Annotated in this window: 3 protein-coding genes and 1 pseudogene; 3 read left to right on the top strand and 1 reads right to left on the bottom strand. The window is 69.3% G+C overall.

What is annotated here, in order from left to right:
* The first annotated feature begins 294 nt into the window (after window positions 1-294).
* Window positions 295-2,163 (top strand): DUF4082 domain-containing protein, encoded by a 1,869-nt coding sequence (locus NON22_RS20520; protein ID WP_257388842.1) that lies wholly within the window; start codon window positions 295-297, stop codon window positions 2,161-2,163.
* A 141-nt stretch (window positions 2,164-2,304) separates the two neighbouring features.
* Complete coding sequence (locus tag NON22_RS20515) at window positions 2,305-2,784, top strand: Hsp20 family protein (protein ID WP_257388841.1); 480 nt, start codon at window positions 2,305-2,307, stop codon at window positions 2,782-2,784.
* A gap of 142 nt (window positions 2,785-2,926) precedes the next feature.
* Here the strand turns inward: NON22_RS20515 and NON22_RS20510 are convergent, their stop codons facing one another.
* A complete protein-coding gene (locus NON22_RS20510) occupies window positions 2,927-3,532 on the bottom strand; it encodes a hypothetical protein (protein ID WP_257388840.1) in 606 nt (201 codons plus the stop codon).
* 622 nt (window positions 3,533-4,154) lie between these two features.
* On the opposite strand from NON22_RS20510, the pseudogene NON22_RS20505 reads away from it, so the two are divergent.
* A pseudogene (locus NON22_RS20505) lies at window positions 4,155-4,742 on the top strand (hypothetical protein); the annotation flags it as partial.

Genomic DNA, 4,742 nt, shown 5'->3' with positions numbered 1-4,742 from the left:
AGCCGATCCTGCGCCGCGCGCCGGCCGATTTCGACGAGCAGCGCCGGCGCCTGCAACGGCTGCGGGCCGATCTGGCGCAGCGGGCCGCGGCACCGGCGGCGCGCCCGGCGTCGGGCTGACGACGCCGAGCCTGCGGACGCTCGCCGCCGGACGGCTTCCGCGCGCAAGCCGCCCCGTGACGACGAACGCCGCATACGGCCCTCGCCGCAGCCGCTCGCGTCACCACTGCGGCACCGATGAGGGAATCCGCCGCCGCACGACGCTACTACGGCCATCTCCCCCGGGCCTCTCGCCATGCGCACGATCGCCGCGTTCCTGCTTGCCGCTTTCCTCGGTTTCGCCTTCCATCCGGCGCGGGCCGTCGACGTCGCCGCCATCCGTACGACCGACGGACTGTCGGCGGACTGGCGCAACGTCATCGGCGCGAACCAGAGCGCGACCGCCGGCTGGGCGTTCCGCGTCGGCGCCGAGGCCGTGCAGGTCCAGGCGCTCGGCATGTACGACGCGGCCAACGGCATGAAGGATGCGCACCCGATCGGCCTGTGGAGCGCTAGCGGCACCCTGCTCGCGCAGGCCACCCTGCCGGCCGGGACTGCTTCACTGCGCGTCGGCAGCTATCGCTATGTCGCGATCACGCCGATCACATTGAACCCCGGGCAGGTCTACGTCATCGGCGCCTACTTCGGCCCCGTGGCCGACCAGTGCGGCTCGGCCTGCGGCGACGTGATGCTGTATCGGGGCAACGAGACCTACGACATGCGCATCAGCTTCGTCCAGTCGCGCCAGACATTGTCCATCGCCGGTGCCGGCCCACTGGCCTATCCCGGCGTGTTCGCCGGCGTCGACGAAGGCTTCTTCGGCCCGAATTTCCTGCTCTCGGCCGATCTCACGCCCGACCCGTTCGCGTTCCCCGCGCAGACCGACGTCGCGCCGGGCGCGGTGGCGACCTCCAGTCCCGTCACCGTCAGCGGCATCAACAACCCGACGGCGATCAGCGTGACCGGCGGCACCTACGCCATCAACGCCGGCGCATACACCGCCGCGGCGGGCACGGTGTTGCCGGGCGACACGGTGACCGTGCGGCTCACCGCACCACCGACGTTCGCGACCACGGCGACGGCCCGGTTGACGATAGGCGGGGTCAGCGCGGACTTCGTCGTGACCACGGTCGCCGAGGATTCCACACCCGATCCGTTCGCGTTCGCCGCGCAGACCGGCGCCGTGCCCGGCAGCGTCGCGACGTCGAAGGCCATCGTCGTCACCGGCACCAACAGCCCGAGCGTCATTTCCGTCACCGGCGGCCGCTATTCCGTCAACGGCGCCGCCTACACCACCGCAACGGCGACGGTGTCGCCGAACGATTCGGTCACGCTCCAGCTGACCGCCGCACCGACGTTCGCCACCGCGACGACGGCGACGTTGACGATCGGCGGCGTCAGCGCCGACTTCATCGTCACGACCGCCGCCGCCGACACCGTGCCGAACCCGTTCGCGTTCGCGCCCCAGTCCGGCGTCGCACCGGCCACACTCGTGACGTCCAACGCCATCACCGTCGGCGGCATCGACAGCGCGAGCCCGATATCCATCGCCGGTGGCGCCTACTCGATCAACGGCGCCGCCTACACCAGCGCAGCCGGCACCGTGCAGAACGGCGACACGGTCAGCGTCCAGCTGATGTCGTCGGCCAGCTTCGCGACACCGGTCCAGGCCACGTTGACGATCGGCGGCGTCAGCGCCGACTTCATCGTCACGACCGCCGCCGCCGACATCGTGCCGGACCCGTTCGCGTTCGCTCCCCAGTCCGGCGTCGCACCGGCCACGCCGGTGACGTCGAACGCCATCACCGTCGGCGGCATCGACAGCGCGAGCCCGATATCCATCACCGGCGGCGCCTATTCGATCAACGGCGCCGCCTACACGAGCGCAGCCGGCACCGTGCAGAACGGCGACACGGTCAGCGTCCAGCTGATGTCGTCGGCCAGCTTCGCGACACAGACCCGGGCTACGTTGACCATCGGCGGGGTCAGCGGCACGTTCGACGTCGTCACGCGTGGCGCGCCGCCAGCGCAGCCCGTGCCGCTGCTCGGCCCTGGCGCGACTGCGCTGCTCATGGCGCTGCTCGCACTCGTGAGCCTGTTCGCGATGCGGCGGACGCACGCCTAAATCGAAGCTGAATCCGCCGGAATCCGGGCCTCTTGAAGCGCATTTCTCCGGTTCACATGTCCCGCGCGCAGGCGCCAACCGGGCCTGCACGGCGCGGCGACGATCGCGCCGACAACCATGTTGCTTGATGAGGATATGGCCATGAGAACGACCCTCGATTTTTCCCCGCTGTTCCGCACCGGCATCGGCTTCGATCGCCTGTTCCAGGTGCTCGACACCGCCAGCCGCGTGCAGCCGATCGACAACTGGCCGCCCTACGACATCGTCAAGGACGGCGAGGATCGCTACCGCATCGTCATGGCGGTGGCCGGCTTCACCGACGACGAGCTGACGGTGACCGACAGCCCGAACCTGCTGGTCGTCGCCGGCGCGAAGAAGGAAGCGTCCCAGGGCGTGGACTACCTGCACCGCGGCATCGCCGGCCGCGAGTTCGAACGCCGCTTCGAACTGGCCGATCACGTGAAGGTCGCCGGCGCCTCGCTGACCCAGGGCCTGCTGACGATCACGCTGGAACGGCAGATCCCCGAAGCGCTGAAGCCTCGCCGCGTCGCCATCCGCAGCGAAGAAACCCGCGAGACTATCGAGGCGAGCCGGCAGATCGAAGCGCCGAAGGCGGCGTAAGGAACGAGGGGCGGGACGCGCGGCGTTCCGCCCCTTTTTCATGCCCGGATTGCCGGGATGTGGGCAAGCCGGCGTCGATCGTCATATCCGCCGACGGTCAGGTCAGCACATCACCAGCCGGCCGGTACACGCCACGAATCGCTCACTGCACGTCGAAGCGCATCAGCTCCACCGGCGTGGTTCCCGGCGGACCGAAATAGACCTTGTCCAGCCGGAATACCGTCGTCGTGCCGAAGGTGGAGAACAACTGGTACGAGAGGAGCACCGACTGCGTCGGGCCGCCGCCGGGCAAGGGATCGGTGGGCACCGAGCCGCTGTACTGCACGTAGCTGCCCTGGATTCCGGGCACCGTCGCGCCGGGGTCCGCGTAGGTCGAACGGGTCAGGCCGGAGCCGCAGTTCGGCACCGCGAGGAAATCGACGCTGAGCCCGTGCGTGAACGCGCCGGTGCTGCTGACTTGGCGCAGGCGTCCGCCGAACACCCACGGACCCGGCCCGAAGCTCGGGATGCACTGGCTCACGGTAACGCTCCCCGTATCGAACGGGTCGCTGCCGGTCACGCTCATCTCGAGACTGCCGGCCTCCGGAGATCCGTCGACGGCCGAGATAGTCGCCGTGGCCTTTCCTGTGACCTGGATGGTCCACCCGGCGGCATCGACGCGGAAATCGGGATTGATGACCAGATTGTCTGCCTGGGCCACTGCCGGGGCGACGGCAACGAGCGTGACGAAGGCGATACGTAGCGACATGAACGGAGTCCCTGGGCGCGAGGATGCGCGAAGGAAGCTTCATACCTGAAAGTGCGGCGCCAGGGAATCGAGGAAGGGAATCGAGAAGGGGAATCCAGGACACCCACGATTCGGAATTCTCCGACGGCTTCCTCGGAGTTCCCGCATCCACGCCGAAGAACTCTTCCGATGAGGCCTTGGCCAGCCGCCGAACCGGCCAACCGACTCGGGAACGGACGGCCCATTCAGCCCGGCTGACACCCCGCCGCATCCATCAACCCCTTCGCATCGCACGACAGAGTCGCAATCGCCGCCATCACCCGCACAGGCGAGCACCGGCTGGGAAACATGGCGTTGTCGCAGTGCGCGCGGTCAGGCGAGTAGCGTTGCCGCCACCGCGAAGCGACGTGCGCCATCCGAGGCGCACTCGGGACAACCGATCAGCGCTGCCGTCATGTTTCCGCCGCACGCCGCCGTGCGCCCGATGGCAGGTCGCGCCATTGCCGCCGCTGCGTGAAGGCGGATCTGCGCTCGAACGGCTGCTCCGCTTCGTCATCGTCCGGGCGTGGAACCGTGGCAGATCGCCGGCACGCGTGACGTTCAGCGTGCGCGACTCACGGACGTCCATCGCCGACCGAGCAAGTTGCACGACGGCCGCACGAGAATTGCGCGTTCTCACGCGACTCCGGCGCCGGCACGGAGCATGCCCTGCGTTGGCGACAAGCCGGACATGGTGTCCGGAATCGCCAAGGGGACCATCATGGAAAGAACCACTGTCGATCCGTTGCCGCGTGCGGTCACCGTGAGTGACCCGACTTTCCCGCCAGCCTCAGCCGTCTCCTGGGGAGCGATCCTGGCCGGCGCCGTCGGCGCGGCGGCGCTGTCGTTGATCCTCGTGTTTCTGGGTTTCGGCCTGGGCCTGTCGAGCATCTCGCCGTGGGCCGGCGACGGCGCCAGCGCAAAAGCGCTCGGCATCGGCTCGATACTGTGGGTGACGCTGACCCAGATCGCGGCCGCCGCGCTCGGCGGCTATCTGGCCGGCCGGCTGCGTACGCGGTGGCTGCGCACGCATGTCGACGAAGTGTATTTCCGCGACACGGCCCACGGCTTTCTCGCCTGGGCCGTCGCGACGCTCGCCACCGCCGCGCTGTTCGCCTCGACGATCGCCGGCATCGCGAACGGCGGCGCGAAGATCGGCGCGGCGGCGCTCGGCGGCGCGGGAGCGGCCGCC

This window comes from Tahibacter caeni (assembly GCF_024609805.1).
Taxonomy (GTDB): Bacteria; Pseudomonadota; Gammaproteobacteria; order Xanthomonadales; family Rhodanobacteraceae; genus Tahibacter; species Tahibacter caeni.
The sequence above is the reverse complement of the archived record's forward strand: the minus strand, read 5'-3'. Positions and strand labels throughout refer to the sequence as shown.

What these genes read in the sequence shown, in the direction of transcription:
- NON22_RS20510 (WP_257388840.1), bottom strand. Translation starts at nt 3,532, where the DNA reads ATGTCGCTACGTATCGCCTTCGTCACGCTCGTTGCCGTCGCCCCGGCA.
- NON22_RS20520 (WP_257388842.1), top strand. Translation starts at nt 295, where the DNA reads ATGCGCACGATCGCCGCGTTCCTGCTTGCCGCTTTCCTCGGTTTCGCC.
- NON22_RS20515 (WP_257388841.1), top strand. Translation starts at nt 2,305, where the DNA reads ATGAGAACGACCCTCGATTTTTCCCCGCTGTTCCGCACCGGCATCGGC.